Consider the following 26,167-nt stretch of genomic DNA (forward strand, 5'->3'; position numbering starts at 1 on the left):
GAGGCGGGACAAAGTTTCGCCCGCTCCTGAAACGACACCAAATTTACGGAGGCAGCCATGGCGGCCATTACCATCGCCGAGGTCTCGAAGATCTATCACGGCAATGTCGAGGCGGTGAAATCCGTCTCGATCGACATCGAGGACGGCGAATTCATCGTGCTCGTCGGTCCCTCGGGCTGCGGCAAGTCCACCCTTCTGCGCATGGTCGCGGGGCTGGAAACGATTTCGAAGGGCACGGTCACCATCGGCGCGCGCGTCATCAACGACGTCGATCCCGCCGAGCGTGATATCGCCATGGTCTTCCAGAACTATGCGCTCTATCCGCACATGACCGTCTACGACAACCTCGCCTACGGCCTCAAAAACCGCAAGACGCCGAAGGCCGAGATCGATGCTCGTGTGGCGGAAGCCGCGCGCATGCTGGAGATTGAGCCCTATCTTTCCCGCAAACCCCGTGCGCTCTCCGGCGGCCAGCGCCAGCGCGTCGCCATGGGCCGCGCCATCGTGCGCAAGCCGGCGGCCTTCCTCTTCGACGAACCGCTCTCCAACCTCGACGCCAAGCTGCGCGTCTCCATGCGCGGCGAGATCAAGCGCCTGCAGAAGCGGCTCGGCACGACCTCGCTCTACGTCACCCACGACCAGCTCGAGGCGATGACGCTCGCCGACCGGCTGGTGGTGCTGAACGGCGGTCGCATCGAACAGATCGGCCGTCCGCTCGACGTCTATCACCGCCCGGCATCGACCTTCGTCGCGAGCTTCATCGGCTCCCCGGCCATGAATTTGATCAAGGGCCAGATCGAAGGCGGCAACCTGCAGATCGGCCTCTACAGGATCGAACTTGGCGGTCACGCCCCGGTTGAAGGTCCGGTTACAGTCGGCCTGCGCGCTGAAGATTTGAAGCTCGCGAGCGCCGGTGAGGACGCGATGCTGTTCCAGGTCGATTACGTTGAGGAGCTCGGCGCCCAGCGGCTCGTGCACGGCACCATCGAGGGGCAGGCGCTCACCATCGCGCTCTCTCCCGAAACGCCGCTTTCCGGCGATCTCGCCGTGACGATCGCGGTTGACCGTCTGCATTTCTTCTCGCCCGAGAACGGCAAGCGGCTGGAGCGCGGCACGTCCTTCGCAGGCGATGATCTGTCGGTGCAGAGCCCCCGTCTGGAGACCGCATCGTGATCCGTGAGATCGTAGACCAACTTTCAGTCCCGTCAGCTGAAATCCGTGCTGGGGTTGCCGAGATCGTGCGCACCATCGCAGCCCATGACGCAGCCATGGCTGCACGCCCGGAGATGAACAGCGTCGAGGTCGGCGGTGCGCCTTCGTCGGATACGCCGCTCGCCTTTCCGTTCACTGTCGCTGCCTGGAACCTGGAGCGCTGTCTGTTCCCGGCGGAAAGTGCAGCACATCTGGTCGCAACGGGCGCTCCGGTCGTCCTGCTTTCGGAGATGGACAACGGCATGGCCCGCACCGGCCAGCGCCATCCGACCGCCGAAGTGGCTGCCGCACTCGGCATGCAATACGCCTATGGCATCGAGTTCATCGAGTTGGGTCTCGGCTCTGACACCGAGCGCGAATTCTGCGAGGACGATTTCAACGCCAAGGGCTTCCACGGCAACGCGTTGATGGCCTCAGTGCCGCTTGGCCGGCCCTTCATGCTGCGCCTCTGGGGCGAGCGGCTCTGGTTCACCGACGGCGAACAGCCGCGCCTTGGCGAACGCTTCGCGATCGGCGCCGTCATCGAGACCGAGGCCGGTCCGTTGGTCGCCGTCTCCACCCATCTCGAAAGTGCGACGACCGCCGTCTATCGCGAGCGCCAGGTCAAGGAATTGATCGATGCGCTCGACGAAGCGTTCCCCGGCATCCCCGTGCTGATCGGCGGCGATCTCAACACCGGCAACCATGCCGGCGGCGACTTCGAGGCCGAGGGGCTCTTTGCCATGAGCGCTGCCCGCGGCTTTACCCGTCACGGCGGCCCGCTCGAGGTGATGACCACCCGGCCGAGCCTGATCACCCGCTGGCCGGAGCGCGCGATGAAGCTCGACTGGTTCCTTGCCCGCGGTCTGAAGATCGGCGAGACCAGGATCATTCCCTCGCTCGATCCGTCCGGTCGGCCGCTCTCGGATCACGATCTCATCACCTGTGTCGTCGAAGGCTTCGAATAGCCGCACCTCTCCTTGCCTAAGGCCCGCCCGCATTCTACATGTCGAGGGCTTTTGCAGAGCAGAGCGGCAAGCGGTTTCTGCTGCCGTTCCGCTTTGGCGGTTTGAAATCGATCACGGGTGTCCGTGATCCAATGGGGACGGGAAGATGGCGAAAATCGTCAATGTCGGGGTCCAGATGGACCATGTGTCGGGCATCAACATTGCAGGTGATTCCACCTTCGCGATGAGCCTTGAAGCACAGTCGCGCGGCTACCGCCTCTTCCACTACACGCCCGAAAAACTGTCGCTGCGCGACGGCAAGGTCTATGCAAGCGTGCAGCAGATGACGCTGCGCGACGTCAAGGGTGACCATTTCTCGCTTGGCGAAGCCGAGCGCGTCGATCTTTCGACCATGGACGTCATCCTGCTGCGCCAGGACCCGCCCTTCGACATGGCCTACATCACCTCGACCCATCTTCTGGAGCGCCTGCATCCGAAGACGCTGGTCGTCAACGATCCGGCCTGGGTGCGCAACTCGCCGGAGAAGATTTTCGTCACCGAATTTGCCGACCTGATGCCGAAGACGCTGATCACACGCGACCCCGCCGAGATTGCCAGCTTCCGCCAGGAGATGGGCGACATCATCCTGAAACCGCTCTACGGCAATGGCGGCGCTGGTGTGTTCCATTCGACCCGTGACGACCGCAACCTGTCATCGCTGCTCGAGATGTTCGGCCAGATGTTCCGCGAGCCCTTCATCGCCCAGGAATACCTGCCGGCGGTGCGCAAGGGCGACAAGCGCATCCTGCTCGTCGACGGCGAGCCGGTCGGCGCCATCAACCGAGTTCCGGCCGAACACGACGCCCGCTCCAACATGCATGCCGGCGGCCGCCCCGAGCCGACGGAGCTGACGGCGCGCGAAAAGGAAATCTGCGCCCGCATTGCGCCTGCGCTCAAAGCCCGCGGCTTCCTTTTCGTCGGCATCGACGTCATCGGCGACTACATGACGGAGATCAACGTCACGTCTCCGACCGGTATCCGCGAAGTGAAGAAGTTCGGCGGTGCGGACGTCGCAAGTCTTCTCTGGGATGCGATCGAGCGCAAGCGCGCCTGAGGCGGAAGCAATCGCTGACTGAAAGAAGGCGGGCATAAGCGCCCGCCGACCCCGCACTCGTATTGGCCTGGCGAGACTGTGTTCGGCCCCCGGATCAGAGCCCGTCGACCACTGCGTCCAACACGACCCGTAGCCGCCGCAGGCGCTTGAGGTCGCCGTGATACCCCACCCAGACGTCTCGCGCCGGCGGTGACAGGTCTATGTTGATACGAGCCAGACCGGCGATCTGCCCCGCCAAAAGGTTTGGCAGCACCGCGATGCCGGCGCCGGAGAGGACGGCTTTCGCCTGAACCTCGCGATTGTTGCTGCGAAAGCCGATACTCGCCTGAGGGAATGTCTCGCGAAGCCAGGTCGCGTCGGGCAATGTCTCGAATGCATGGTCCATCGTCACGAGCCTGAAGCCTAGGCCTGAGCCGGGCTTTGGTTGCTCGGTGCCGCGCGCGCCATAGAGCCCGTAGTCGAGCCGGGTCAGCTTGCGCTGGATGATGCCGCTCTCCTTGAAAGGTGTGATCCGGAACGCCAGATCCGCCTCCCGCCGCGCAAGGCTGTAGATGCGGGCGTCGGTCAAAAGCTCGACCGTCAGCCGCGGATGATCGGCCACGAGCTTTGCGAGGATCGGCGTCAGCACATGGGTTCCGAACCACTCCGAGCTGGCGATCCGCACCGTGCCTTCAAGCTGCTTGCTCTGGCCATCCAGCTCCCGCTCGAACGAAAGTGCGTCCTCTTCCATGCGCTCGGCATGCGCCAGCACCGCCGAACCTTCGTCGGTCAGGACAAAGCCTTCGCTCGTGCGTTGGAACAGCGCGTGGCCAACCGCTTCCTCCAGCGCCTTCAGCCGGCGACCCATGGTCGGCTGGCTTTGTCCCAGCGCACGCGCCGCCGCACCCAGCGTGCCGTTTCGCGCGATTGCCAGGAAGATCTTGATGTCGCTCCAGTCCATCTCGTTGCCCATGCAATTTTGAATGAATTTCAATCAAAGTTGTAAGTTTCAAACGGAAACATCTGCGCCCATCTTCGCCTCGTCAACAGCGCGACGGAGATAGACGGATGTCTGAGAAGCAAAAGACGATGCGGGCAGCCTTGCTCGAAACCCATGGCGGCCCGTTCAGGCTGGCTGAGATCGCGCGGCCGCAGCCCGGCCCCGGCGAAGTCCTGGTGCGGGTCCACGCAAGCGGCGTCAACCCGCTGGATATCAAGATCCGCGCTGGCGCGGCCGCGCACGCCAGGCATCCCCTGCCGGCCATTCTGGGGATAGATCTCGCCGGCGTGATCGAGTCCGTCGGCCCGGATGTAACGGCATTCCGCTGCGGCGACGAAGTCTACGGCATGACCGGAGGCGTCGGCGGCATCCAGGGATCGCTTGCCGAATACGCCTCAGTCGATGCACGTCTGCTGGCCCGCAAGCCGGCCAATTTCGGCTTCCGCGAGGCGGCGGCGCTCCCTCTCGTTTTCATCACCGCCTGGGAAGGGCTTGTCGATCGCGCCGGCGTTCGCGCCGAGCAAAAGGTGCTGATCCAGGGTGGCGCCGGCGGCGTCGGTCACGTCGCCGTGCAGATCGCCAAGGCCTTTGGAGCCGAGGTCTATGCCACTGCAAGTGCGGAGAAGAAGGACATGGTCGAAGCCCTCGGGGCGACTGCGGTCGACTATCGTGCCGAGACGGTCGAGGACTACGTCTCCGCCCATGCCGGCGGCGAGGGCTTCGACATCGTCTACGATACCGGCGGCGGAGCCATTCTCGATGCCTCCTTCAAGGCGGTCCGTCGCTTCGGCCATGTGGTCAGTTGCCTTGGCTGGGGAAACCACGCGCTGGCGTCCTTGTCGTTCCGCGGTGGTAGCTATTCCGGCGTCTTCTCGCTGCTGCCCCTTCTGACTGGCGTCGGACGGGAACACCACGGTGCCATCCTGGCGGAGGCAACGCGCTTGATCGAGGGAGGCAAGCTTGTGCCTGCGCTCGACCCCCGTTCTTTTTCCCTGGGTGGCGTGGCGGCGGCCCACAGTGCGATCGAGGACCGCAGCGCACGCGGCAAGATCGTCGTGGACGTCCCGCGCTACGAGGCGGTGCCGGGCGAAGCAACAGACAAGCCCTTCGCAAACGCGTGCTGATCGTACAGTTGCCCTCGATGTTCTGTAATTGTTCTTGTTTTTGTGCGTGAACCGTGCAAGGCTCCATCCTGCAACCCAGGGCGGTTGCGGCGCCCGCAAGTATGGGCTGCCTGGGCGAGGGAGCAAACATGGTCGCGCGTGTCAGCACGGTCGCATTTCAGGGTATCGAGGGACTGCCGGTCGACGTGCAGGTCATGGTCGCGCCCGGCAAGGTCGGCATGCAGATCGTCGGCTTGCCGGACAAAGCGGTGGCCGAAAGTCGCGAGCGCGTGCAGGCGGCCCTTCATGCCTCCGGCCTCGCTCTGCCTGCCAAACGCGTCACCGTCAATCTGGCCCCTGCCGATCTGCCGAAGGAAGGCAGCCATTTCGATCTGGCGATCGCGCTCGGCCTGATGGCGGCCCTCGGCGCCATCCCCGGCGATGCGCTTGCACCCTATGTCGTCATCGGCGAACTCAATCTCGACGGCACCATTGCCGCCGTTGCCGGCGCGCTGCCGGCGGCGATCGGCGCCAACGCGCTCGGCAAAGGGCTGATCTGCCCGGCCGAAAGCGGGGCGGAAGCGGCCTGGGCCGGTGCCGAGATCGACATCCTCGCTCCACGCAGCCTGATTGCGATCGCCAATCATTTCCGCGGCACACAGGTGCTCTCGCGGCCTGAGGCTGCGATCCGCTCGGGTGCCGCCAACCTGCCCGACCTCGGTGACATCAAGGGTCAGGAAAGCGCCAAGCGGGCGCTGGAGGTGGCGGCTGCCGGCAACCACAATCTTCTAACGTTGTGCTACATTAATTAACGCGGATGCCTTCTGCCTGCCATGCCCGAGACGGTCGAGGATTAGGCATCTAAGGTTGGATGCAGTCTGCTGTAACAAATTGGGCGGGCTTCTTCACGAAGGGCGGCAAACCGGGGGCGGTGATCGCGTTGCCGCCAGCTTCATGCTTTGCCAAGCCGAGATTGAGATCGAGTAGGAACTGCAACGGGTCTTGCTTCCTCGCCATCCCGTATGCCTTACGCACCGCGTCGTCCAACGCTGCCGTCGCAACTTTTAGCGGGTGATCGCCCGGCAGTTCTATGGACCTGTAGAGTTCGCGAAGCGTGATGTTATGCTTCGCGAGCAGGCGGCGACGTTCATTACGCAGATGCAAGCTCGCCGCCGCCACGTCCGCGATTGCGCGGGCGGTCGGTGCTTGAGGCCACGGAAAGCTATCGAAGACCGTGTTGGACGTATACCTGGGATCGCTTTTGATCGTAGAGCATCGCTCCACAAACCAAAGCCAATGGATTGACGATTGGAGAATTCCGAACGTGTAGTCGTCCGCGTGAGAAAATACCGTTAGAGCGTCGTTGGGTCGAATGCTCGGTGAGACGAATTCGAAGATCGGGCGCTTCGTGACCCGCCCGCAGGCGATATACCGTGGAAGTTCGGTTATCTCTGAAATCATGCTGGCGCGGGCATAGGACATTTGCCACCAACGTTTTAGAAAGCCTTCGTGGTGGCGGTTCACCTTTGCATTGGGGTTAACGTCCAGAAGTTCTTTGTTCCGCTCGGCCTCCTTCTTAGCAGCCTTGATGCGATCAGGAAGAACGCTCTTCTCGACCTGAGAAAATAGCTCTGAAAACTCCTTCGCCTCCAGTAGCTCAAGACCCGTGAAGTCAATCACATATCTGGATGGCTTTCCGCCTTCTTCGCCCATCAGGTCGTCGGAGATCATAAATGGCTTTAGGACCGCCGAGTAAGCAGGCTTCTTTTTCAGCAGCGCCTCTGCCGCTTCCTTGGCGACCAAAAAACCTTCGTGGCCGTGCGTCTGGCCCTGGTGGCAGCCGCCGCGTGCGTTGGTGAGAAGCGGTTTGGCCTTCGTGACATCGAGCGCGAATGAAAGCGAGGAGGGAATTCGGTCGAGGTCAGCAAAGCGCCAGCCGGAGCTAATGATGTTCCCCTCTTGGATATAGAGCCGTTTCAGCCCCGGAGCGTCCCCTTTCACCCAGTTGGCGATGGACACATGAACGACTGCCTTGCCGGGCCAAATCATACTTGAGACAGCTTCGGTGATCGTTCCGCCGTTCCCAACGATATAATCGAGACCGCTATGGCGGCTGTAGTTCTGTCGTACGGTGTTCGTCCCGACCAGTCCTGCGTGTTGTCCGTCCTTCAGGTGATCGTGCGCCAGACGATACCAGTAGACGCAATAGTCCGCGCGACCATCCACCTCCGGGTGGCGCTCTCTGAGCTTGTGCAGGTATGCAGGGCCAAGCTCCTCTTGGAGCTTGTTCTTGCTCTGATAAGGTGGGTTTCCAACGATCACTTCGGCGTCCGGCCACTCCATGAACAGCGCGTCGCCGAGAAGGAGGTTGTTGTCGAGATTGTCGAGGGGCAGCGCCTCCTCGTTGTGGAACGCGAATTCCTTAGTTCCCCGCTGAAACTCGCCTTCTCCTTCAGCGAAAGTCTCCACTGCCTCGTCCAACGCAAGCTTTTTGGCAAGCATGAGGGTCACTTTTGCAAGCTCGACGCCAAAGGGGTCATTGTCCATTCCGAAGAACTGACGTGGGCTGACTGCACTCAGCAACTTCGCCTGGTTCAGAAAATCTTTGCTATTGACCATCAACTTCAGGCGCATCATGAGCCGAGTATCGAGGCGTGCTAGTTCGCGGAATGCCACATAGAGAAAGTTTCCGCTTCCGCACGCCGGGTCCAGAACGCGATACTCTGATAGTTCCCGCCGCAGCGCCAAAAGTTCTTGGCGGTTTTTCGCGGCGTCAATCTTTGCTTGCCAAGGGCGAACGATGCAGGGTCCAATGACGCGCAAAATATCGGCCTCGGATGTGAAGTGGCGACCATGCTGATGCCGGTGCTTTTCGTCCATGCTTTGCTGAAAGAGCGTGCCGAAGATCGCGGGGTTGACCTTTGACCAGTCTTTTGTTGCCACGCCTCCCTCGCCGCCTATAAGCGCCATTTCGCCCGGCGTAAGGTCGATTGCCTCGACTTCTGCGAACAGCCCGCCGTTGAAGTAGGGAACGCCAACGAACCGGCCACCCTTCGCCGGTTTGGGGTCGTTCATCTGGCGGAAAAGCCCGCCAAGCAGGTCATAAGAGGACATGCCGTGCTCAAGGCAATCGCGAATGATCGACGTAACTGTCCCAGCCGGGAGCATGTCAATGTCTTCGGCGAACATAGCAACCACGAGCTGCAGCACGAAGCGTTGCGCCTCTTGCCGGGGAATAGCCTTTTGAGGTCTTGCTACCAAGCTGCGGAAAAGTTCCGCTGTCTGGTCAGCCGCCCGGCGAGATACCGCCTCCCGGTCGTTGTTGAAGATCGGTTGTCGGTCTTCTGGGAAAAAGAAATTTAGGGCAGTGTAGCGGACGGCAAGTTCGGAGATCGTAATTCGGTCAACTGGCTCGTCGAGCTGACGGTCGAAGTCATAAATCCAGAATTCATCAAAGTTGCAAAGGACCACGTAGCGCGGCCTGTTCGGAACGGCGTTTAGCCAATAATTGAACGCTTGATAATAATGAAGTTGAAGCTTCTCTCCTCGCTTCTTCATTTCTAGGAGAAGCCGAGGCTTCCAGATCAAATCAGCAAAACTTGTACCTTTGCTCGATTTTTTCTTAATCCGAAACTCTAGGGTAGCGCCTGCCTCTTTATATCCTTCATGCCCAAACGCTTTGAATAGTCTGTCACAGAAGACTTGGGCCTCGCCCTTTTCGTCCCCGTCGAGTAAAGCGGCATATGCCTGAAAGGATTTAAGATCGTCGACGATTTTAGACACGTATTCCATCCCATGTGCATTCGGCGGCGCTTAAATAGCCGCTTGGCTGATCGAGCGTAATGGGAAATCGCTAACAATCCACGATAGCTCTAGGCTTAACTTTGCTCCATTGTGCATTGAAGGGATGACAGGAAATCGCACCGACAGATTGCTCGCCTCTCTCGGTTCAATGCCTTCACGCGTATCGAATTAAGCAGTTGAGAAACTGCAGCCCCACTGTAATCTCTGCTTGCATTAGTCGGGGCGACGACGTGGCGACATTTATCAGTGACTACTTCCGTATAGAGCAGGCTGTATTCGAAAATTACGGGGCGGTGAACATATCGGTGATTAGTGACTACAGTAGTGTCCGGCTCGCATTTGGACGCGACGACCACTAGGGGCAAGGTCAGGCGGCCGTAGGGTCGCCGTTGCTTTCTGGAAGATGAAGGTGGTAGTTTGCGGCTCAACGCACGTAATGCACGAGATGCAGCTTTGTCCAAGATAAACCGCAGCGATATATTTGATAAAAATCTAAATTTTCTTATCGGGTCGGGTGCATCCTACGGTTTGTTGCCGACCTTAGCTGTTCGGCTCAAGAAAAAAGATGCCGAAGAATCTCATACTCTTGAAACCCTGGCTACCCAGTTTGAGAGTAGCCAGGCGTTAAAAACGCTCATTTTTTCTTGGTACGTGAAAGAGGTTATCAAGCCAGCCTCAGATTTCCAGATCGGTGCGGGTTCATCGCTCGACGCAACTCAAAAGGAAGTTCTGGACAATTACGAGCGCTTTCTCAAGACCGTGTTGGCGTTGACCGCTAAGAAAGGAGAACAGAATAGGGCCAACATTTTCACGACGAACTACGATGGTTTGATCGCGCATGTATCAGAACAGATGTTGCGGCAGGGCCACGCGGACTTCGTTCTAAATGACGGAGGCTCTGGTTTCATAAAGCGGACCATGTACACCAGGAATTTCAACAGATTCTACCGTGACCAAGGCGTGTTTGATCGACACAGCAAAAGTGTGCCACAGTTAAATCTGCTCCAGTTGCATGGCTCAGTGTATTGGTACAAAGACGATAGCGAGAACATTGAAGTCTCATACGACCTCGCTCGCGCAAAGACGCGAGTATCGGAAGTGCCGTGCATAGAGTCTGAATCTTTCAATGCTCTTGTGAATGATGAAAGTAGGAGCGATGATGATATAAGTTCGCTTGATATCAACATTGCGGTCGATCAAATTGAAGCGTTTTGGAAGAAGTACGAACAACTGCCAATCGTCAATCCAACAAAATGGAAATTTCACGAGACCGTTTTTGACGAGCACTACTATCAGATACTTCGCCTCCTCAGCTATGAACTAGAAAAGCCGAATTCCGTTTTTATCGTATTTGGATTTTCGTTTGCAGATGAGCATATCTTGAATTTGGTCAAGAGGTCTCTTTCAAACCCGACATTGAAAATGTTCGTTTGCTGTTTCGGTGATAAGGAGAAGGCCTCACTTCTGAAGAAATTTGAAGGCTTTGAAAACGTAGAACTTATCCGCGTAGAAGGAGACCTGAATTTCAAGGCCTTTAATGAAGAGGTCCTTACACTTGAACCGCCGTCAGCTGAAGCTCAGCCATGACGATAGCAATTGGCGAAGTGATTGCGGTCGTTGGCATTGAGGTGACATTACGCGCGTTTGACAGTTCCAATTTAGAGACGCATTTCTACAAAGGCCAACGCTATAAGGGCGTCTCAATTAGGGAGTTCATCGCGATTGAGCATGGATTCCGGGATGTCGTTTGCATTGTCGAAGGCGAATATCTGGACGAACGAAACATTGAATATGAGGGAGCGCAGCAACGCTACATTCGAAAGCTCAAAGTACGCCCGATTGGCTACTTTGAAGCTGAAAAATTTAAAGACGGCATCAAGTTTCTGCCCAAGATCAGTGATTCAGCACGCTTGCTGTCAGAGGCGGAAATCAGTCGCATTTTCGAAAGACAGGAGAGTAAAAATTTTGCCATCGGAACGCTGTTGAAAGAAGGGATCGAAATTTCCCTGCCATGGCAAAGGATATTTAACACTCATTTCGGAATATTCGGTAATACGGGCAGCGGAAAATCGAATACTCTCACGAAACTTTTCACAGTTTTGTTTGACAACAAGTTCGATAAAATATCTAAAAAAAGCAAGTTTATATTTCTAGATTTCAATGGTGAATATACCGCCGATCAGCTGGCCAATGCCAATCGAAAGAAAGTCATTCGATTGTCAACGCGTACAAGCTCCGGGGACAAGTTTCATCTACCGGATAATGAGTTTTGGGACGCAGAAACGCTCGGAATACTATTCCAGGCCACTGCAAACACGCAAAGACCATTTCTTCGCCGCTTGATCGCAGGTCGGGCAAAATTCATATCATTATCCGACAGCCTATCACGATATATCGTTTCTAGCTTCCAGAAGGTTCTCTGCTCCAAGGAACCTAAACCTGAAGCGTTGGAGCTTTTGAAAGCGCTAGCTAGGGACTTAGGGGTTGATGACAGTCTTTTGGGAGCCTTGAACAAGGTAGGGTTCAAGAAGGGAAACGATTCATTTCACTTTATCGATGGCGACGGAAGTTGGAAGTACCTCAGCTCGAACAATGATTTTTATGGAGAAAGATTCGAAAAGGCAGCGAAGCAAATTGACGCTACCGGAATAGGCGGCTTTCAAGAGCTACAAATTCGCTCCGACCTCCAGATCATTCGGGACGTGCTGTACGGGTCCGTTCAGTATGAGCATATTCATCCGCTTTTGCGTCGTATTGATGCGATGAAGGATGATTTCGCGAAGGTCGTTTCCGTCTCCTCCGAGCCTACCGATTCAGAGACTATAACCGTGATCTCCCTTCGAGATTGCAAGCAGGATGTAAAGAAAATACTGCCGCTACTAATTGCAAAACATTTCTACGAAAGACATAAGGCGACTGTTTCGTCGCCCCCCGATTCAACCATGCATGTTATAATCGACGAAGCGCATAATATCCTTTCACAGCAATCAGTTCGTGAGGCTGAAAGTTGGAAAGACTATCGCCTGGAGTTGTTCGAGGAGATTATCAAAGAAGGGCGAAAATTCGGTATGTTTATAACCCTTGCTAGCCAACGGCCCGCAGATATTTCTCCGACAATCATATCTCAGTTACACAATTTCTTTATCCATCGCTTGGTCAATGACCGAGACTTAGCTCTCCTTGAGAATACGATCTCCACGCTGGATAGTGTTTCGCGCAGTCAAATCCCAAACCTGCCTCAAGGAGCCTGCGTGATAACGGGAACAACGTTTGACATCCCGATGCTGGTGCAAGTCGACAGGCTTCCGGACAACAAGAAGCCGGACAGCCGAGATGTCGATTTGGAGGAACTGTGGAGTTAGCGTGAACTTGACCCGCCACCCCGAACGAGGTGTCAGCACAAGCGACAGCAAGGCTATGCCGCATTTTTCAGGGGTGCCGCAACATACGGAGTGTAGGCATCACTGAATCCGCAACGTACAGCTGGTAGTGCATGTTTGTTTAGCGCTCGTAATTGCACGAGCGAAACAGTAAATTTCCGGTCTCGCTTAGACTTTTTTGCAATCTTCCGGGCAGCCGATAGTGGCCCTGCGTAGACTTCTTGAAGCTGGGCCATCTCGTTGACTTCGAGGACCAACAGTAATTTTGCCTTTCCTCGGAACCCCACTCGTTTCGTATCCCTCCGGCGTGAACCGCCTTGCGAAGTTCCGCGTCTCCCGTGAGTCTGCACTCTTAAGAGTGGACTTAAGAGTGCATTGAGCATGGGACATGCAGTTTTGCTGACGGGGCCGGAGCGGCGTCGGCGATGGTCGTTGGAAGATCGCGCCCAGATACTGGCCGAGGCTTTCGCGCCAGGCGCGGTGGTTTGCGAAGTCGCACGCCGTTTCGATGTTGCGACTGGGCTGATCTATACTTGGCGACGGCAAGCTTTGGCGCCGGAAGCCGGTCCGGCGTTCGTCCCGGCCAAGCTCGTTGACGTTCCGAACAATGGTGATGCGGCCGAGCCGGCCGTGTGCGTGGACTTCCCGAGTGGCGTGAAGGTGAGGATTGGCGCGGCAGCGCCATGCGAGCTGGCAGCCGCGGTCATGCGAGCGCTCAAATGATCCCGATCAGTTCCGGGGTGCGGGTGTGGATCGCGAGCGGTCACTGCGACATGCGCAAGGGCATGCAGGGTCTGGCACTGCTGGTGCAGGAGGGCCTCGGCCGCGATCCGTTTAAGGGTGACGTCTTCGTCTTTCGCGGTCGCAGCGGCCGACTGATAAAGGCCCTTTGGCATGATGGGATCGGCCTATCGCTGTACGCGAAGCGGCTCGAGCGCGGCCGCTTCATTTGGCCGGCGACGGAGGATGGTGCGATCGCGCTGACCGCCGGTCAGATGTCCTATCTGCTGGAGGGGATTGATTGGCGAAACCCGCAACAGACCTGGCGCCCGACCAGTGCCGGGTGACCGTCTGAAGGGCGATTACTCCGCAACAAGTTCTTTGAAATGCTAGGCAAATCAGGGCTTCTGTGATTCACTTCGGGCATGGAAAACAGCCCCGATTTGCTTCCCGACGATGTTGCCGCCCTGCGAGCAGAGCTCATCGCGGCACGCGCCAAGGGCGCCCAGATCGAGGCTGAACTTGCCGTTGCCAAAGCCAAAGCGTCCGACGATCTTGCTGTCATTGCCCGGCAGAAGCTGCGCATCGAAAAACTCGAGCGGCAGCTTTACGGCCCGAAGGCAGAGCGTCGCGCCCGGCTGATCGATCAGATGGAGTTCCAACTGGCGGAGTTGGAGATGGCGGCGACCGAGGACGAACTCGCGGCCGAAATGGCGGTGGCGGCCACCGTCAATGTCGCCGGCTTTACCCGCAACCGGCCGGTGAAGAAGCCTTTGCCCGAGCATCTTCCGCACGAACGCGTCGTCGTGCCCGGTCCCGTGAGCTGCCAGTGCTGTGGTGGCGACCGACTGCGCAAGCTGGGCGAGGACATCACCGAGACCCTCGAGGTCGTTCCGCGCCAATGGAAGGTGATCCAGACGGTGCGCGAGAAGTTCACCTGCCGCGATTGCGAAAAGATCAGCCAGGCGCCGGCCCCTTTCTATGCCATCCCGCGTGGATGGGCCGGCCCCAATCTCCTGGCGATGATCCTGTTCGACAAGTTCGGCCAGCACCTGCCGCTCAACCGTCAGGTCGAGCGCTTCGAACGCGAAGGCGTTCCGCTCAGCCTGTCGACGGTGGCCGACAGCATCGGAGCTTGCTGTGCCGCACTCACTCCGCTCCTCAAACGGATCGAAGCCCATACGTTTGCGGCGGAGCGATTGCACGGTGACGACACGACGGTTCCGGTCCTGGCGGCAGGAAAGACCGATATTGCCCGAAGTTGGGTCTATGTCCGCGACGATCGCCCGTTCGGCGGCACGGCTGCACCATCGGCGATGTTCTACTATTCCCGTGACCGCGCGGGCGAGCACCCGCAGGCGCATCTCGCCGGCTATAGCAGCATTCTGCAGGCGGACGCCTATGGCGGATACACCAAGCTCTATCTTCCGGATCGACGGCCCGGCCCGATAACGGAAGCAGCCTGCTGGGTCCATGCGAGGCGGCCCTTCTACGCGATGGCCGACGTCGAGGCGAATGCGCGCCGACGAGCGCAGGGCAAGACGCCGGCTGTCATCTCGCCGATCGCCCTGGAGATGGTGCAGCGAATCGATGCCCTGTTCGACATCGAGCGCGACATCAACGGTCAGAGCGCGGAGTTCCGAAAGTCGGTTCGTCAGGAGCGCAGCAAACCCTTGGTCCTGGAGCTGGAAGCGTGGATGAAGGCTCAGCGTGCCAAGCTGTCGCGCGATCATGATCTCGCCAAGGCCTTCGATTACCTGCTGAACCGCTGGCCGGCCTTCACCCTCTTCCTCGATGACGGGCGTGTTTGCCTCTCGAACAATGCCGCCGAACGCGCCCTGCGCGGCATAGCTTTGGGCAGGAAATCGTGGTTATTCGCCGGATCGGACCGCGGTGGCCAGCGCGCCGCCGCCATGTACAGCTTGATTGTCTCGGCCAAGATGAACGGCGTCGATCCGCAAGCCTGGCTCGCCGACGTACTTCACCGCATCGCCGGTTATCCCGCGCATCGCATCGATGAGTTCTTGCCTTGGAATTGGAAGAGCGCGTCGCCAGCGGCGCACATGCACGCGGCCTGAAGATGCCGGCCATCCGGCCGCAACGCGGACCGCAAATCACGCCGAAAAATCCAAAAGCCTTCAGCCTGCGGCCTTCGCCGGATGCTTACCTCGTTTCGAGTGTCGAGCTACTTTGATCTGAACCGTTTGATCACGCCACGTAGCGTCGTAGTCCCGTGACCCGGACCCCGCCTTCTTCAAACCGTAGTGGCGTATAGCTATAAACTCTCCAAAATCACCGAGTAGATTTCCGAGGCCAGCCCACCTGTATCGTCCATTGACTTCTTTAAGCCGCTTCTGAAGGTGGAATATTTGAAGAATGTGCTGCTGCACGTCGGTACAAGCAGCATCGCAAACGTCCTGTTCACACATACGACCTAGCGTCTCCACGTTGCAAATGTGAATGGCTTCTAGTCGAAACTTTTCAAAGGACCCGTTAATTGCCTCGGCCGCTGGCCCAAATGGTTCTACCGGAGCGCCAAAATAGGTGCACGCTTTCCTTTGCGCAGCGGATAGGTCTTCACAACTGGTATTTCCCAAGATCAGTTCGAGTCGTCGGACTTAAGGAGGTCATCCAGCACACCCAGCTGATAAACATGCAAAGACTGCACTTTGTTGAACAACTCCCTAACTATCGGCATGCTCGGGGCAGTCGTTACTAAGTCTTCTCTGATCGGAGTCGTATGTTGATAAATCTCCAGAGAGTAATATGGGCCGTTCCATATATAATCGTTCGGTTCCTCGTCGTACCACTCCTGCCTTTGAACCTGCTTTAAAACATACCTATTCTTTTGGTGTTTAGCCTCATACGCCCTGTCCACCTTTTCATTGTTTACGTCATCGTATTCATGAGCTAATTCCCATTTAATTTGCTGCTTTGACGTAAGCTCGGTCAGCTTCGAAACGGCTCTGATCCAGTCGTGTTGCGTGTAAACCATTATTTTGCTTTCTCTTCCTCAATCGAGGTGCTGACGTGCAGACTGATCTCGTTCAGTTCTCTGAAAAGGTCCCACATCGCGTCACATTCGTTGAGCAGCGTGCCTGCTGATCGATTCGCAGAAAGCCACTTTGTGACTTTCCGATTTTTAGAGATTATAGACTTAGCGAGCTTTCTATTTTTGAAGCCGTTCAACCGTCCGAGAGCGGCGATTTGTACCGACACTTCAGAAAATACTTGTGCCGTAATAGCCTGGTCGGCAGGCAATTCGGCGATATCCGCTAGTTGTGGGGCCAATTTATCAATTTTCCTGCGTAAATCAGGTAAGCGGACACGAGCGAAGTAGCGATCAGAAAGTCGCTTGACGCCCAGCGCAGCATACCCTGAGAATACGAGCCCTAGATATCCTATGAAAAAGGCAATGATAGACAGCCAATCTATCAGCCGATAGGTACCAAATTCTGGTGGCAGTGGTTTGCTAAGATACCAGGCTGTTAGAAACAGCGCTGGCGCAACCAAAAATGTAATGATGAATGCGGTCACTGCTCTTCCGAGGTTTTTAGCGGATCGATCTGCATACACGCTATTTACAATAGAGTTACAACCTGGGAAAGACCGTGAGCAATGTCTTCATTTCCGTCGGACAATACCCCCAGTGCCACTACCTGACTGAGCTTGGAGTGGCCACTATGAAGGCCCTACAAGAACTTGCGACCCCTGTAGTGGTCGAAAAACCCACCGATGAGGTATACCCTCGCGGACGCTTGCCATCGACGGCCAGATGGCGTCCGCAAGGGTTGTTACTTGCATCCGGACGCCTGAACCTCTGGATATGATCCAATCGGACAGTCCGGAGGACACATGCCCGTCATTTTCTATGCTCGCGTTTCCACCGCAGAACAGAATATTGATCACCAGACCGCCCAAGCTCGGGCGGCTGGTTTCGTCATCGACGAAATCATTGCCGATCACGGCATATCAGGTATCAGCACGTGTCTTGCTGATCGTCCCCAAGGAAAGCGGCTTTTCGACAAGCTTCGGACGGGCGATACCCTCGTTGTCCGTTGGGTGGACCGGCTTGGCCGCAATTACAGTGATGTGACAGACACAATCCGCCACTTCATCCGGCAGGGCGTTGTGATCCGGACAGTCATAAACGGCATGACATTCGATGGCTCGACTACAGACCCCATGCAGCAGGCGGTGCGGGATTCACTCATTTCGTTCATGGCTGCGATGGCACAGGCTCAGTCAGAGGTAACGAAGGAGGCTCAGAAGGCTGGGATCATGGCGGCGAAACGCGATAGCCGGAAGTACCCCGGCAAGAAGCCGAGCTACACCCGTCGCGATTTTGAAACGATCCAGGAGATGCTGATGGCTGGTTCCGGAGCGTCCTTCATAGCGAGGGAAACAGGTTTGACGAGGCAGACAATACTCCGGATCAAAACTGACCCAGTTGCGGCGGAAGCGGCCTTATCGCGATGGAGATTGTGACCGGCCCAAGCGTCGGGAAATCGACCACCAGGGGAATTTTTGCCCTTGGGCCCCATCATGTCCGGTCATTTCTCATAAGTTGTCCTATGCAACGCGGGACGCGACCTTTCTCTCAAAGGAGATCGCGATGCCGCAGCACCAGCTTACCCCCGCCCAGAAGTCCAAAATCAGGAAGCAAGAAGAACGTCGCGAACGCGAACGCCAGCGGCGCGAAGATGAATATCGCCGCCGTGTCGAGCGATTACGTCGCCAGATCGAGGAGGCGCGAAAGCGTCGCCAGCGCCTACTGCTCCTACTATTACTGGCATTGCTTGCAGCCCTGGAATCGACACGGCCAGCTTTTACGTTTCAGCATTGGCACGAACCACGTCCAGAACCGAAAGAAAAACCGAAAGAATGGGCCCCATCGCCGGAAAATGATTTCGCGCCCCGTCGCGGCCACGACGACTATATCGACGGCTACTCCTATGAGCAGTGGACAAGACTGGCGGACGCTCGCGGCATCAGCCTAACGAGTAAAGCTGCGCTCAAACGGCGCTGGGAGGCGGACCCGGAGCATGAGCTTTTTCCGCGCCGCTATAGAGATTGGGGCTATCGTCCAACCCTTCGCGAACTCATGTACGACCTAACCGCACCATATTGGCAAGCCGATGCGTTCGCGGCGATCAAACTCATGTCCCCTGCCGAAACTCACCAATATTTGGACGAAGCATATGCGACTGACCTCGGCGATTTGTTGATGTGCCGTGCGGGTTCCAGCGACGAAATCACCAAAAATTTCCAGTCCGCTGCCGTCGGGTGGGAAATCCGCAAGCGCCGCGAAGCCGAAGAAGCAAAACGCGAACGGGAATTATCGCGAAAAAACGACGGTGACCAAGGAATTCCCGAGCCAAATTGAAGGGATTTTTCCGAGAATTCCTTGGTCGGAGACCTGGCAATTCTTCGTTGCAAGGAGTTTTCTCGAAAATTCGACCGCACCAAAGGAATTTGGAAGAAAATCATTTAATTTGATTTTTTAGAAGAATTCCTTTGCTCAAAAAAACCATTTGACGGAATAAATTTGCTCAACTACCTATTCGTCGTTCACAACGAAAAGGAGCTTGGCATGATGAATACAATCTACATCTCTGCGGACGTGATCCAGAATTCGATGCTCGACACGGGCGACGCGATTGCGGCTTTCAGCAATTGGAAGCCAAAGCCAGGGGAGGCCGTCTTCAGGTACGAGGCGGCAGACATCCGCATTACGGCTGCGGGCGGTGCGATCTACCTGATGTCTGAGGAGGAGACGACACAGCCGAAAATCCCGTTCACTCCTGTGCCCGCTGCCGAGATTGGTAAGCTCGTGCGGTCGTTAAATGGTGCCGCATAATGGCGGCGTTGCCACCAGACCATGACCTGTCAGGCGACGAGACTATTACCCAATTTCGGATGTATCGGAGCCGGTACCGGCGGTGCAGCCTTTGCGTCATACCGGCCATCATCAAAGGACAGATATTCGAAAAGTGGCATCAGGCCGCCACGGATGAGCAGCCGTTCACCGTGGCAGACGTGAAGAGTATCATATCGAAGAGGTGCGGTGACTGCTCCTCGAAGGGATGGCCGAAAGTGTCGGTCGAGGGCAGCACCCTCTTCCTGCATGTCGCCAGTAGCGACCGGCGGAAGATGAAATGATCGGTAGAGAAGATGATGCGGGGACGGCTCCATTCGCCCCCGCACCTCCCGCTCCGAGCCACAGAGCGGACATTAGGAAATGGTGATTGACAGCACCAAATCCGAATACTCGCCGTCCTTCGTCGCCTTTATGGTGACGCTATAATTTCCCCGCTGCGCAGCGACACCAATGATTTTGCCGGTTGACGTATCGAGCATCAACCCCACAGGCAGCCGGTCTTTCGAATTGAATACATATCCGCCGACATCGCCGACAGGAGAGACTTTGACGACCGATCCGGCGGCAACCCGGATCGGCGCATAATGAACGCCAAGTACCGGTTCCTCCGGTTCGGGTTCCGGCTGTGTTGGCGCTGAATCAGAAATAACTGCGATAGTGCCGGTGGTTGGCGACCTCCAGACTATTTCACCAGCCGAAGCGCTGGACGCGGATAGGATGACTGCGATTGAAAGTGCTTTAAGCATTACGTTTTTTCCTTTTTTTTGAGATCGGGTTTCAATACCAGTTTCGGACCCAGCGAGAGTTCCGGCGCGGAATGATCGGCAGCAGGCGATAGAATCGACCGCAGTCGATCACGCTCGACGCCCGCCTTAAAGGCCGCATCTTTCGCCTCACGAGCTTGTTGCTCTGCTTCATAGCGCTGGCGCTCTGCTTCAAGCTGTCTGCGCTCGGCGTCTTTTGCCTTGTCGCGCCAACGGTCTATTTCACCTGAAAGGTCAGACCGGATTTGCTCGACTAGCTTTGATCTCCGAAATCCATCCCAGATGGCGCGGATGCGACCGGCCCAGCCGCCGTATTTAACAGCGTCCGCCATTGCCGCTTTCGCCTGCTCCTGTTCTTGCCGGGCGCGATCCTGCGCAGCCAGAGCGGCAGCAGCGGCTTTGCGGGCAGCCTCCTGCGCGCGAGCAGCATCGGCGGCGATGTTGGCGGCATCGGCCTTCGTACGGCTTATGTAGGCCTCACCATCCGCCTTGACTGCCTTCGCGCGCTGGACGACCTTTTGCAGTGATTTCGCTTGTACCTGTTCACGCTGCCACTCATCCCGCGTCAGGCGGCGACGTTGCGGGCCGAGTCGCGTAAGACCGGAGGGTACGGCAACCGCTACATGGTAGGAATCTTGCCATGCCCGCATTGTAGCCTTGTAGGCGGCATTGGCACGCTTCATGAGTGCCTTTTGATCCTCGCCTTCGGTTGAACCAGCATCCATTACGGACCGCTTCACGGTCGCGCCGGGGTGGTATTTCTGCGCTTTCAGCTCAGGATCGGAGATCGGCACGACATAAGCGTGGATATGAAAATGGGACTCGTCTTCGTGACGGATCACGGATTTCAAATCGTCGCCATACTGGTGTCGCAACCATTCGACCGTCCGCTTCTCCCACGCTTCTGCCTCCCGGCGCTTGCCGGGATCGACGCGGATTTCGTCCATGGTGAGAGGATGCGAGGCGACAACCGTGTGAAGTGTCTTTTGATCGGTGCGGATTTTCCGGGTCTTGCCGCCCTTAACTGCGACAGTGGCGCTCGCCACGGCGGCGTCATGCATTTCCTGTACATCCTCAATACCGATGCCGAACACGACGACAGGCGTCAAGGGAGCAGAAACATGCACCGAGACTTCAGGGCGACGAGATGCTTCACCGAAAATAAAATTCGTGTCCCGACCCTTCGCGTCCGCCTTGCGAGCATACCCCTCTAAATGGATAAACTGGTAGCCCACTGCATCACCTCAAGTCATGCGACGGCGCAACACTTCAGCACAAAGAACGTCATTAAGCTCATCCCAGTTGTCGCCAAACTCAGCAACAAGCTCATATTTCAGTTCGCAAGATCGGCCTTCGACATCCCACATCCACTCCGCGACCGGCCCGTATTGCGGATGCGTACGCAGATCGCGCCACTCGCCCAATTCAGGCGATTTCCAGATTTTCGCAAGCGCTGGATCATTTGCACGCACTGTGCGGTGCAACGCATGCAAAGTTGTTACTCGCACTATGTCTAGGTCGACAATTGCCGCGACTTTCGCCGAAATATCATCTTCAGTCATTGCTTCGCTCCAAAGAATAGGAAATTACTCCTACAATGGTGCGGGCAAAAACAATGGGCGCAAAGCGGATTTTGGTACCGGAAACAAAGATATAGTGACCGACTAGCACTATCTTCGATAGTGTCGGCTCTCCGAGGGGCCTTCAGCCGGACCACTTCATGGAGACAACGCCGTTGAGGGTCTGCCGACTGCCCCCTCATTCGCCGGGGAGGCGATCACTCTCAGGCCGCATGGCCTCGTTGCCAGCCATTGGCCGACAAAGCGAAACGCTGGAAAATCAGCGTTCGTCACGAAGTGATGCGGTGTATGGTGTTTACCTTCCACGGGGTCCGGGGGGCTTTGTCCCCCGGTCATGGGAAAATCATAATTTTCCTTGTCTTTGGCGCGCCTGCCGTGCCTCAGCCATAGCCTTGGAAATCTGCCCCGCCGACACATTGAAATGCGCTGCAAGGTCATCGCGACGCATGCCCTTCGTTGCTTGCAGATATAGCGCCATACCGCCCATCTCTAGTCGTGCCGCCTGTTGTACGCCCCGATCCTTCACGCCTCTGTCACGCCTCGACCTCTCCATGCGCTCGACGGAAAGTTCCCGTTTCCGGCCTTGATCAACCAACACCCGCAAACCTGCCGCGCGCTGTTCCGCCGGATCGATCCGAAGCCATTCGACAATGGTGCTGGCCTTCACCTGATAACGGCAATCGACCTCGCGACCGTTGAACGTAATCGTCTGTCCTGCCGCTGCCTGCCGCGCGCGCTTGATCACGGAGCACATGCGGGATTTCGTTTCGCTGTCGCGCCATCCCGCCGCCTCGTTCGCGAGCGATATGATTTCTCGACCAAGAACTTCCGCCGGAGAAATCCATGACATGGCAACGCCCGCCATGAACAGCCATGCGTCACGCTGGCCTTCCGGCAAATCGCCCTCTGGACAACGATACGCCCGAAGTCGTTGGAGATCGGTCAGCACTGTTTCCCAATAGGTCGCCGCCGACAGATGTACCGCCGGGCCTGTCTGGTCCTTTCCCGCCGCCTTGCGCTTCGCCCGCTCAGCACGGAGAGAAATTAGCTCAGCATGGGTGACAGGTAGGACTTCATCTGCAAGCGTCCCAAAATCGTGGCGCGTCGGCGCTTCCGGCGACCCATGACACCACACCATCCCGACTTTGCACCTGTCCCGGTCTGCGCTGGAGTTCTCGCTTCCTGCAAGCCGAAAGACGCGGGCCGCGTCCAATGCCCGCTTGTCCGCTCCGAACGGCTCTAGAACCGATCCTAGACGCTTCTGGACGGCATTCCACCGAGGTAGGACGGCACGAGGAAGCAATTCCGACAGCCAAACACAAACAAGACCTCGGCCCGTCGACAGGATATACGACGGATGTGGGATAATCGCTTCTTCCAGATGACCGAGAACGGCACTGGCTACATCGCTCGGAGCCTTCCCACGCCACCGAGCTACATTGTGATAGTCGAGGTCCGCATAGCAGGCCCCGATAGCCGTCAGTTGTGAAATAGATCGCCATTTCCAAAATGCGGCTTGCGAGACGTACAGGTCAGTCCGGTTTTCCTGCTGAAAAAGCCGTTCGGCCTCCATTATCGCGCCGCCGCCGACGGGAACCGTCCACTCTTTCCATGGCTTTTCCTGCCCGCGCACACGCTGCGCAAAGCTGATTACGCCATTTCTCAGGCCGCTGCGTGAACTGTTTGGATGGAGATTTTCAATGTGCTGGCGCGCACCAAAAGCGCCGTAGTCGAAACCTTGAGGCCCCGAATTAATGTCAACATTTCTTTTTTGAAAATCGTCTGTCTGTGTGTTTTGGGCTGGGCTATGTGCCAGCCCCCCGGTCACTCAGCCGTCAATGGCGGCTTTACAATGTCATAAAGATTGTTCATCATTATAAAACATTCCTACGAAAAACCGACCGAGGGCCGCTAACCCTATGACGTCGGTTTTTTTATGCTCAGAGCAAAGATGATCGGCGTCAAGCGTTAACGCGATCCCGCCGAAGGATGACAGATGCAACGGCGGCAGCATAATCATCATGTGCATACTCCAGGAGGTGCCACGCCTTGCCACCAGCAAGCTCATCCGCAAATCTGGAATAATCCGCAGCGTGAAGAATGGCCATGATAAGGGCGGTTTCACCTGATGATGCGGGAAAGCTCATCAGGCGTTCAACAAGCGCGCCCTCAGTCTTCTTATTCACTTGCTGAAAGTGCGCAGCAAACGCTGACCAAGACGTCACGCCCATCAACGAAAGTCCGACCCGTTCGCAAAGGTTGCCCGCAGGTCCACCACGAAAATCACTAAATGCTAACATGTCGCTTACTCCTTAAAAAACAGCCGACACGCCGCAGTTAGTGACATTTCTTGGGAATGTAAGAGAAAATCGTCGGCGATAGTCTCCCGGGGGCTTCGGCCCCCTGTCGCGGCCTTCCGGCCTTGCCCGCCCCCAACCTCATTGCCGGTGGGCTAGTCCGGACAGGGGCTAGCGGCCGTTGGCCTTCTGTCCCTGTCCGGTTGCCGTAGGATTGGGTCGCTCCGGTCAGTCAAGGGTTCGCTGCGCGCCGTCCTCGCCATGCGCGGCCTGCGGCCTGTGCGTGGCTCTGGGCGGCCCCCGTGACAGCCCTCCCGCTCCGCCTGGCACCCGAATAGGAGGTAAATGATTATCTCTCAAAACTATTAAAATCCGCTCAAATATGTTTACGAACCCTATCCCAAAGCCGTCATTTTTCCCGGGCACTGGATTCTCAATAATCGCGATTTTTGCTATATATTATGTAATAAAATCAATGAGAAAGCAGAGATTTCAATGCGCCAAACGATCACAAGAATTCGAGGGCTGACGGTTAATATCGAAGTCGTCGAAGTCTGCCAGACAGACGCAAACGGCGGCATAATCTGGTATCACGCCGCGATCTACATCCAGCAGCACGGAAGCAAGGAAAAGACGCTGGTCCGTAGGTCCCGTTTGCCTGGAGCGGCGGCGGAATTGAGGCGGGAGATTCAAAGAGATGGGATTCGAGCTTTCGACCGGATCAAGGCTTAGTCCCAATCAAAGCTGGATCGAGGCACGCCAAAGAACGCCTCAAAGGCTTCGTCGGATGCGTTCTCTTCGAGCAGTACGATTGTACCGATCCCCTGTCCGCCCTTCGTGAGATAGGTACCGTCTGTATCAATATGGAAGCGAGAGCGATTGGTAATCGTCATCTGTATCCCAGGCAGACGAGAAAATTTGACATGATCGACTATCCCTCGAATAATCGCGTTCAACTTGACCTTCGTTGCCACAACCTTCTGTGTATCCACCGATTCGATATCGGCAAGCAAATCATCCAACAACGCCTTGCGTGTTGCCGAGTCGTATTCAGACCTGACCATCTTCAGATCGGCCTTCGCCTTTTTCAGTTTTGCCTTTATTTCCTTTAATTCAGTTGCTGTTTGTTGGAACCGCTCATTTAACGCTTCGTCAAAGTCTGTTGTTTCCACAAGCCTCAGTAATTTATCGCGGACGCTCTCTTTGTCCGCCAGTTGTGCTTCCAAGGAAATGACTTCAGAGCCCTGGTTGGCTTCGTTTCGTTTGAAATCTATGTCTTCCGCGACAAGCTGGCTCAGCGCATGAAGCAATTTGCGCTCCGTCTCATCTACACGGTAATGTTTGGCGTTCTCGCAGCCCATCTTTCGCTTGGCGTTCTCGCAGACCAAATAAACGCCACCTTTTGGTTTCGGGCCTTTGTTGCTTATGTGCATGACGCTTTGGCATTCACCACATTTCGCCAAGCCTTTGAGGATATGCGCCCCTCTAACCCCGGTCCTTCCAGCCGATCCGTGCTGTCGGCTGGTTACGGCGGACTGCGCTTGCCAGAACATTTCCTCTTTTATGATGGGAGGGTAATAATCAAGTATTGGCTCGCCTTGAGGGGTGCGATTGCGAGCACTATGTCGACCAGCATGTGGCTGATACTCCCCAAGCACAGCTTTGCTGGATAAAATCTTAGCTATTGAGGATATTTGCCAGCCTTTTTTCCCGCGAAAGGCTGGAATTCCAAGCTCATTCATTCTCCTGGAAATAGCGCGCCGACCAAATCCGTCTATTGTTGCCTCGAAAATACGGTAAACAATCTTGGCTCTTTCCTCGTTTATTACAAATTTTCCGCCTTCGATGCTAAGCCATTCTGGGCACCGCTTCGTGATAGGAATTTTCTTAGATCGAGCCGCAGCTTTTTTCTGCTTCCAAGCCTCGCCAACTCGCTCGGATTTGATCCGCGATTCCTCGTGTGCGCGGGCCATTACAATCAATGAGAAGAGCAACGGCGTCCAATCTGTCCGCAGTCGCTCTTCCGAATACTCCTGTCCGTCGCTGAGCGTGACGACGATAATTCCAGCGCGAATGAGGTCGAAAAGCCGACTGGCGGCATCCATTACCGTTTCGCGCGAAATACGGTCGAGGCTTTCGACAATGAGATATGAACCCCGAACTACCTTTCCTGACTCGACCAACTGGAGGAAGGACCGTAAAGCGCCGGTGGTGCGGTTCGCTCCATGGTATGCGCTCACACCCAGGTCGCGAAGCGTGTCATCTAATTCAATGCCGCGTTCTTTGCACCAACTAGCGGCCTTCTCTGTTTGACGGCGAAGAGAGTCGCCGCGAGCCTGCTCAGGTGTCGAAAATCGAATGTAGGAGTAGGCTTTCGCGATCATGCAAACCTCATAGCATGGACTAT

General features: G+C 56.6%; 25 protein-coding genes and 1 pseudogene. 14 read left to right on the top strand and 12 right to left on the bottom strand.

Annotated features, from left to right (window positions below; translation table 11 throughout):
• Nucleotides 1–57: 57 nt before the first annotated feature.
• The 3 genes from PWG15_RS20150 to gshB all read left to right on the top strand — a co-directional run bounded on the left by PWG15_RS20150 (nucleotide 58) and on the right by gshB (nucleotide 3,252).
• Nucleotides 58–1,173, top strand: coding sequence for a sn-glycerol-3-phosphate import ATP-binding protein UgpC (locus tag PWG15_RS20150; RefSeq protein WP_275022354.1), 1,116 nt, complete (start codon nucleotides 58–60; stop codon nucleotides 1,171–1,173).
• Nucleotides 1,170–2,159, top strand: coding sequence for an endonuclease/exonuclease/phosphatase family protein (locus PWG15_RS20155; RefSeq protein WP_275022355.1), 990 nt, complete (start codon nucleotides 1,170–1,172; stop codon nucleotides 2,157–2,159). Before PWG15_RS20150 ends, PWG15_RS20155 begins: the two co-directional genes overlap by 4 nt.
• Before the next feature lie 145 nt (nucleotides 2,160–2,304).
• The gene (gene gshB, locus PWG15_RS20160) at nucleotides 2,305–3,252 is read left to right on the top strand and encodes a glutathione synthase (RefSeq protein WP_275022356.1); all 948 of its coding nucleotides are present in this window, start codon (nucleotides 2,305–2,307) and stop codon (nucleotides 3,250–3,252) included.
• Between the two features lie 94 nt (nucleotides 3,253–3,346).
• On the opposite strand, the gene PWG15_RS20165 is transcribed toward gshB, so the two are convergent.
• Nucleotides 3,347–4,192: a LysR family transcriptional regulator gene (locus PWG15_RS20165; RefSeq protein WP_275024471.1), complete on the bottom strand. Its 846-nt coding sequence runs from the start codon at nucleotides 4,190–4,192 to the stop codon at nucleotides 3,347–3,349.
• A gap of 128 nt (nucleotides 4,193–4,320) precedes the next feature.
• Between PWG15_RS20165 and PWG15_RS20170 the strand changes: the two genes are divergently transcribed.
• Both PWG15_RS20170 and PWG15_RS20175 read left to right on the top strand, forming a co-directional pair.
• On the top strand, nucleotides 4,321–5,355 hold the full coding sequence (locus PWG15_RS20170; RefSeq protein ID WP_275024472.1) for a zinc-dependent alcohol dehydrogenase family protein: 1,035 nt from the start codon (nucleotides 4,321–4,323) through the stop codon (nucleotides 5,353–5,355).
• A 128-nt stretch (nucleotides 5,356–5,483) separates the two neighbouring features.
• Nucleotides 5,484–6,125 (top strand): annotated as a pseudogene (locus PWG15_RS20175) (magnesium chelatase domain-containing protein); the annotation flags it as partial.
• A 70-nt stretch (nucleotides 6,126–6,195) separates the two neighbouring features.
• On the opposite strand, the gene PWG15_RS20180 reads toward PWG15_RS20175, so the two are convergent.
• Nucleotides 6,196–9,117 (bottom strand): DNA methyltransferase, encoded by a 2,922-nt coding sequence (locus PWG15_RS20180; protein WP_275022358.1) that lies wholly within the window; start codon nucleotides 9,115–9,117, stop codon nucleotides 6,196–6,198.
• 474 nt (nucleotides 9,118–9,591) lie between these two features.
• Between PWG15_RS20180 and PWG15_RS20185 the strand changes: the two genes are divergently transcribed.
• Nucleotides 9,592–10,725 (top strand): SIR2 family protein, encoded by a 1,134-nt coding sequence (locus PWG15_RS20185; RefSeq protein ID WP_275022359.1) that lies wholly within the window; start codon nucleotides 9,592–9,594, stop codon nucleotides 10,723–10,725.
• A complete protein-coding gene (locus tag PWG15_RS20190) occupies nucleotides 10,722–12,500 on the top strand; it encodes an ATP-binding protein (protein WP_275022360.1) in 1,779 nt (592 codons plus the stop codon). The genes PWG15_RS20185 and PWG15_RS20190 overlap by 4 nt, the downstream gene beginning before the upstream one ends.
• Nucleotides 12,501–12,553: 53 nt before the next feature.
• Here the strand turns inward: PWG15_RS20190 and PWG15_RS36565 are convergent, their stop codons facing one another.
• A complete protein-coding gene (locus PWG15_RS36565) occupies nucleotides 12,554–12,901 on the bottom strand; it encodes a DUF6998 domain-containing protein (protein WP_425536721.1) in 348 nt (115 codons plus the stop codon).
• Here PWG15_RS36565 and tnpA point away from each other — a divergent pair.
• The 3 genes from tnpA to tnpC all read left to right on the top strand — a co-directional run bounded on the left by tnpA (nucleotide 12,900) and on the right by tnpC (nucleotide 15,316).
• Nucleotides 12,900–13,241, top strand: coding sequence for an IS66-like element accessory protein TnpA (gene tnpA, locus PWG15_RS20195; RefSeq protein ID WP_275022361.1), 342 nt, complete (start codon nucleotides 12,900–12,902; stop codon nucleotides 13,239–13,241). The genes PWG15_RS36565 and tnpA overlap by 2 nt on opposite strands.
• The gene (gene tnpB / locus PWG15_RS20200; protein WP_040679045.1) at nucleotides 13,238–13,585 is read left to right on the top strand and encodes an IS66 family insertion sequence element accessory protein TnpB; all 348 of its coding nucleotides are present in this window, start codon (nucleotides 13,238–13,240) and stop codon (nucleotides 13,583–13,585) included. The genes tnpA and tnpB overlap by 4 nt, the downstream gene beginning before the upstream one ends.
• 78 nt (nucleotides 13,586–13,663) lie before the next feature.
• Nucleotides 13,664–15,316: an IS66 family transposase gene (gene tnpC, locus PWG15_RS20205; RefSeq protein ID WP_275022363.1), complete on the top strand. Its 1,653-nt coding sequence runs from the start codon at nucleotides 13,664–13,666 to the stop codon at nucleotides 15,314–15,316.
• Between the two features lie 60 nt (nucleotides 15,317–15,376).
• On the opposite strand, the gene PWG15_RS36570 is transcribed toward tnpC, so the two are convergent.
• The 3 genes from PWG15_RS36570 to PWG15_RS20215 all read right to left on the bottom strand — a co-directional run bounded on the left by PWG15_RS36570 (nucleotide 15,377) and on the right by PWG15_RS20215 (nucleotide 16,775).
• Nucleotides 15,377–15,667: a DUF6998 domain-containing protein gene (locus PWG15_RS36570; RefSeq protein ID WP_425536722.1), complete on the bottom strand. Its 291-nt coding sequence runs from the start codon at nucleotides 15,665–15,667 to the stop codon at nucleotides 15,377–15,379.
• A gap of 170 nt (nucleotides 15,668–15,837) precedes the next feature.
• Complete coding sequence (locus PWG15_RS20210; protein WP_275022364.1) at nucleotides 15,838–16,233, bottom strand: hypothetical protein; 396 nt, start codon at nucleotides 16,231–16,233, stop codon at nucleotides 15,838–15,840.
• Nucleotides 16,233–16,775, bottom strand: a complete 543-nt coding sequence (locus tag PWG15_RS20215; protein ID WP_275022365.1) for a hypothetical protein — start codon at nucleotides 16,773–16,775, stop codon at nucleotides 16,233–16,235. Before PWG15_RS20215 ends, PWG15_RS20210 begins: the two co-directional genes overlap by 1 nt.
• A gap of 318 nt (nucleotides 16,776–17,093) precedes the next feature.
• Between PWG15_RS20215 and PWG15_RS20220 the strand changes: the two genes are divergently transcribed.
• The 3 genes from PWG15_RS20220 (at nucleotide 17,094) to PWG15_RS20230 (ending at nucleotide 19,098) form a co-directional block, all read left to right on the top strand.
• On the top strand, nucleotides 17,094–17,726 hold the full coding sequence (locus tag PWG15_RS20220) for a recombinase family protein (RefSeq protein ID WP_275022366.1): 633 nt from the start codon (nucleotides 17,094–17,096) through the stop codon (nucleotides 17,724–17,726).
• Nucleotides 17,727–17,853: 127 nt separating this feature from the next.
• Nucleotides 17,854–18,624, top strand: a complete 771-nt coding sequence (locus PWG15_RS20225) for a hypothetical protein (RefSeq protein ID WP_275022368.1) — start codon at nucleotides 17,854–17,856, stop codon at nucleotides 18,622–18,624.
• Nucleotides 18,625–18,831: 207 nt separating this feature from the next.
• Nucleotides 18,832–19,098, top strand: a complete 267-nt coding sequence (locus PWG15_RS20230; RefSeq protein WP_275022369.1) for a hypothetical protein — start codon at nucleotides 18,832–18,834, stop codon at nucleotides 19,096–19,098.
• 374 nt (nucleotides 19,099–19,472) lie between these two features.
• Here PWG15_RS20230 and PWG15_RS20235 read toward each other — a convergent pair whose 3' ends face one another.
• The 5 genes from PWG15_RS20235 to PWG15_RS20255 all read right to left on the bottom strand — a co-directional run bounded on the left by PWG15_RS20235 (nucleotide 19,473) and on the right by PWG15_RS20255 (nucleotide 23,763).
• Nucleotides 19,473–19,865 carry a putative Ig domain-containing protein gene (locus PWG15_RS20235; protein WP_275022370.1) on the bottom strand — a complete coding sequence of 131 codons (393 nt, stop codon included), beginning with the start codon at nucleotides 19,863–19,865 and terminating at the stop codon, nucleotides 19,473–19,475.
• Nucleotides 19,865–21,118, bottom strand: a complete 1,254-nt coding sequence (locus PWG15_RS20240) for a plasmid recombination protein (protein WP_275022371.1) — start codon at nucleotides 21,116–21,118, stop codon at nucleotides 19,865–19,867. Before PWG15_RS20240 ends, PWG15_RS20235 begins: the two co-directional genes overlap by 1 nt.
• 9 nt (nucleotides 21,119–21,127) lie before the next feature.
• Nucleotides 21,128–21,445: a hypothetical protein gene (locus tag PWG15_RS20245; protein ID WP_275022373.1), complete on the bottom strand. Its 318-nt coding sequence runs from the start codon at nucleotides 21,443–21,445 to the stop codon at nucleotides 21,128–21,130.
• Nucleotides 21,446–21,806: 361 nt separating this feature from the next.
• Nucleotides 21,807–23,291, bottom strand: a complete 1,485-nt coding sequence (locus PWG15_RS20250) for a hypothetical protein (RefSeq protein ID WP_275022374.1) — start codon at nucleotides 23,289–23,291, stop codon at nucleotides 21,807–21,809.
• Nucleotides 23,292–23,424: 133 nt separating this feature from the next.
• On the bottom strand, nucleotides 23,425–23,763 hold the full coding sequence (locus tag PWG15_RS20255) for a hypothetical protein (protein ID WP_275022376.1): 339 nt from the start codon (nucleotides 23,761–23,763) through the stop codon (nucleotides 23,425–23,427).
• Between the two features lie 492 nt (nucleotides 23,764–24,255).
• Between PWG15_RS20255 and PWG15_RS20260 the strand changes: the two genes are divergently transcribed.
• The gene (locus PWG15_RS20260) at nucleotides 24,256–24,492 is read left to right on the top strand and encodes a hypothetical protein (RefSeq protein WP_275022377.1); all 237 of its coding nucleotides are present in this window, start codon (nucleotides 24,256–24,258) and stop codon (nucleotides 24,490–24,492) included.
• Here PWG15_RS20260 and PWG15_RS20265 read toward each other — a convergent pair.
• Complete coding sequence (locus PWG15_RS20265; RefSeq protein ID WP_275022378.1) at nucleotides 24,489–26,144, bottom strand: recombinase family protein; 1,656 nt, start codon at nucleotides 26,142–26,144, stop codon at nucleotides 24,489–24,491. The genes PWG15_RS20260 and PWG15_RS20265 overlap by 4 nt on opposite strands.
• Between the last annotated feature and the right edge of the window lie 23 nt (nucleotides 26,145–26,167).

The organism is Ensifer adhaerens, assembly GCF_028993555.1.
GTDB lineage: Bacteria > Pseudomonadota > Alphaproteobacteria > Rhizobiales > Rhizobiaceae > Ensifer > Ensifer adhaerens_I.

Bases quoted from the DNA above. Each gene is read 5' to 3' on its own strand.
- PWG15_RS20225 (WP_275022368.1), top strand. From the start codon at position 17,854: ATGCCGCAGCACCAGCTTACCCCCGCCCAGAAGTCCAAAATCAGGAAG.
- PWG15_RS36565 (WP_425536721.1), bottom strand. From the start codon at position 12,901: ATGCTCAATGCACTCTTAAGTCCACTCTTAAGAGTGCAGACTCACGGG.
- PWG15_RS20210 (WP_275022364.1), bottom strand. From the start codon at position 16,233: ATGGTTTACACGCAACACGACTGGATCAGAGCCGTTTCGAAGCTGACC.
- PWG15_RS20150 (WP_275022354.1), top strand. From the start codon at position 58: ATGGCGGCCATTACCATCGCCGAGGTCTCGAAGATCTATCACGGCAAT.
- tnpA (WP_275022361.1), top strand. From the start codon at position 12,900: ATGGGACATGCAGTTTTGCTGACGGGGCCGGAGCGGCGTCGGCGATGG.
- PWG15_RS20255 (WP_275022376.1), bottom strand. From the start codon at position 23,763: ATGTTAGCATTTAGTGATTTTCGTGGTGGACCTGCGGGCAACCTTTGC.
- PWG15_RS20165 (WP_275024471.1), bottom strand. From the start codon at position 4,192: ATGGACTGGAGCGACATCAAGATCTTCCTGGCAATCGCGCGAAACGGC.
- tnpC (WP_275022363.1), top strand. From the start codon at position 13,664: ATGGAAAACAGCCCCGATTTGCTTCCCGACGATGTTGCCGCCCTGCGA.
- PWG15_RS20220 (WP_275022366.1), top strand. From the start codon at position 17,094: ATGCCCGTCATTTTCTATGCTCGCGTTTCCACCGCAGAACAGAATATT.
- PWG15_RS20230 (WP_275022369.1), top strand. From the start codon at position 18,832: ATGATGAATACAATCTACATCTCTGCGGACGTGATCCAGAATTCGATG.
- PWG15_RS20265 (WP_275022378.1), bottom strand. From the start codon at position 26,144: ATGATCGCGAAAGCCTACTCCTACATTCGATTTTCGACACCTGAGCAG.
- PWG15_RS20190 (WP_275022360.1), top strand. From the start codon at position 10,722: ATGACGATAGCAATTGGCGAAGTGATTGCGGTCGTTGGCATTGAGGTG.
- PWG15_RS20170 (WP_275024472.1), top strand. From the start codon at position 4,321: ATGCGGGCAGCCTTGCTCGAAACCCATGGCGGCCCGTTCAGGCTGGCT.
- gshB (WP_275022356.1), top strand. From the start codon at position 2,305: ATGGCGAAAATCGTCAATGTCGGGGTCCAGATGGACCATGTGTCGGGC.
- PWG15_RS36570 (WP_425536722.1), bottom strand. From the start codon at position 15,667: ATGTGTGAACAGGACGTTTGCGATGCTGCTTGTACCGACGTGCAGCAG.
- PWG15_RS20235 (WP_275022370.1), bottom strand. From the start codon at position 19,865: ATGCTTAAAGCACTTTCAATCGCAGTCATCCTATCCGCGTCCAGCGCT.
- PWG15_RS20260 (WP_275022377.1), top strand. From the start codon at position 24,256: ATGCGCCAAACGATCACAAGAATTCGAGGGCTGACGGTTAATATCGAA.
- tnpB (WP_040679045.1), top strand. From the start codon at position 13,238: ATGATCCCGATCAGTTCCGGGGTGCGGGTGTGGATCGCGAGCGGTCAC.
- PWG15_RS20245 (WP_275022373.1), bottom strand. From the start codon at position 21,445: ATGACTGAAGATGATATTTCGGCGAAAGTCGCGGCAATTGTCGACCTA.